Origin of the sequence: Chloroflexus sp., from assembly GCF_034435895.1 — a bacterium.
Classification (GTDB): Bacteria; Chloroflexota; Chloroflexia; order Chloroflexales; family Chloroflexaceae; genus Chloroflexus.
The window spans coordinates 1-2,312 of sequence record NZ_DAOTWH010000083.1; the positions used below are offsets into that span (position 1 = coordinate 1).

2 protein-coding genes are annotated in these 2,312 nt (G+C 60.1%); both read left to right on the top strand.

The window, feature by feature from the left end; genetic code table 11:
* Positions 1-66: 66 nt before the first annotated feature.
* The gene (locus U9R81_RS05075) at positions 67-1,926 is read left to right on the top strand and encodes a hypothetical protein (RefSeq protein ID WP_322494431.1); all 1,860 of its coding nucleotides are present in this window, start codon (positions 67-69) and stop codon (positions 1,924-1,926) included.
* Positions 1,927-2,128: 202 nt separating this feature from the next.
* Positions 2,129-2,312, top strand: a 184-nt coding sequence (locus U9R81_RS05080; RefSeq protein ID WP_322494432.1) for a hypothetical protein, incomplete at its 3' end; no start/stop codon positions are given.

The window sequence follows — 2,312 nt, forward strand, 5'->3', positions numbered from 1 at the left end:
ACTTTTCTCTTTTTGCGTCGTATTCTATACGTAACAGCAGCAGCGGTCTAAGCGAAGGAGGCTTGTATGAACCGGCTGCGTATCCTCTGGAGTGCGATCACCCTGATGGTAGCGCTGATGATCAGCGGCGCGACACCACTGATTGCAGCACCCTTCTCTGGTCGCACCACGTTTGCCGACCCGCGCTTTGCGTCAGTCTGGACCCGCACCGACGGCGAGGCGGTGCGTGGCGGGCGCACGTGGTATTGGGGGCCGGGACCGTGGTTTGATTACGGCGAATTTTACCGGCAAAGCCCCAATAGCGCGCGCACCGTACAGTATTTCGACAAGGCGCGGATGGAGATCAACAATCCGGCTGAAGGCATTGTCACGAATGGCTTGCTGGTGAAAGAACTTATTAGCGGGCGTATGCAGCTTGGTGACGATCCCTTCGATGTGAGCTATCGCGAAGGGTCGGATGTGCCGGTGGCCGGCAACCCGCGCGCAGCGAACACGATTGCTCCCGGCTATCGTGACTTCGCCGGCATTGCCACGATCGATAACGGCTACCGCGATCCGTCGCGCCTCAACCAGCGAGTGAATACCGTCATCTCGCGCAGCGGCAACCTCAGCATGCGCGATGACCTCGCCAAACCTGAAACGACCATCGTCCAGTACAACAGCGTCACCGGCCACAACATTCCGAAGATCTTCTGGGACTTCATGAATCAACGTGGGCGGGTCATTGAGAATGGCCGCGTCGTGACGGCGCCGATTGTAGACTGGCTGTTTGCAATGGGCTATCCGATCACCGATCCTTACTGGACGCGGGCGGTGGTTGGCGACACCGAGCGCGATGTGCTCGTGCAACTCTTCGAGCGGCGCGTGCTCACCTACACTCCTGATAACCCGGCTGGCTATCAGGTTGAGATGGGCAACGTCGGCCAGCACTACTTCCAGTGGCGCTACCCGCACCTCGGCACGCCGTGGGTCACACCTGATCCGGTTACTCCGCTTATCTATGCCTCAAATATTGACACCGGCAGCCATTGGGAACTCTACCGGGCTAACTTCAACGGCGGCGGCCAGCGGCTGACCTTCAACAATGGCGAGACGGTAGCCTTCTCGTGGCGGCGCAGTTGGGAACCAACCCAACAATACCTGATCGTCGACTCGCGGCGCAATAGCCCCAACTATCGCCAGATCTACGCCCTCAACGCGATTGCCGCCGATTCGGGCGAACGCGCGCCGGGAGCTGGCGCTCTCCGCATTAGCTACAGCAACAACGATGGCGCCTTCCCGCCGCCGGATAATGATTACTCAACCATCCCCGGCAGTGAATACAACGCGATGGTTTCGCCTGACGGCAATCTGATGGTATTCGTTTCAGAACGAAGCGGCGCGCCGCAACTCTTCCTCCGCCGGTTGAATATCCCGCTGCGCGGCTTTGCCCAGCAGATCACTTCCTATGACCCAGCCTGCACCGTCGAAACACCGGCATGGTCACCTGATGGCCGCAGCCTGTTCTGGGTCACGAACTGCACGGGTAACTTCGAGATCTACCGGGCTGATGTTCGCTACTACTACATTGATACGCTCTATGCCGGTGTTGAGCTAGTGAACATCCGCAACCTGACCAACAACGTGGCCAACGACCGCTTCGCCCGTGTCTCGCCTGACGGCAAATTGGTCGCCTTTGGCAGCGACCGCGACGGCAACTGGGAGATCTACGTGATGAACGCCGACGGCAGCAACATCCGCCGCCTCACCAATCATGCTGCCACCGATGAAGGCCCCACGTGGTCGCCCGATAGCAGCCGGCTCGCCTTCGCCAGCGACCGCGACGGCGATTTCGAGATTTATATCCTGAACGTCAGCGATGGAGTCATTACCCAACAAGTTACCCAAAACGCCGCCCAAGACCGCTGGCCGTTATGGGCCCAGTAGGGACGCACGGCGGTGCGTCCCCGTACGGCGGTGCGTCGTCCTGCACATCCATAGGGCTGATGGCAATCCCCTCCCCTCCACGCCCCTCGGCGGGGCGGACAAGTAATCCGCCCCGCCGCCATCAACCGGCCAAACAAGGTACGGACAGGTTTTACATCTGCCCCTACCCCCACAACCCTCTCCTCACCACGGAGGTGCTGCAATGCGAACCGTTCATCGAGTGATCGCTATACTCGTACTGGTCGCTGCGATGCTGATGAATACGACATTTCTATTAGCGCCCTTTGCTAACCGCCACGAGTTCGCTGATCCGCGCTTCGCCGCGATCTGGACCCGTACCGACGGCGAGGCGGTGCGCGGCGGGCGCACGTGGTATTGGGGGCCGA

What these genes read in the sequence shown, in the direction of transcription:
- U9R81_RS05075 (WP_322494431.1), top strand. Translation starts at nt 67, where the DNA reads ATGAACCGGCTGCGTATCCTCTGGAGTGCGATCACCCTGATGGTAGCG.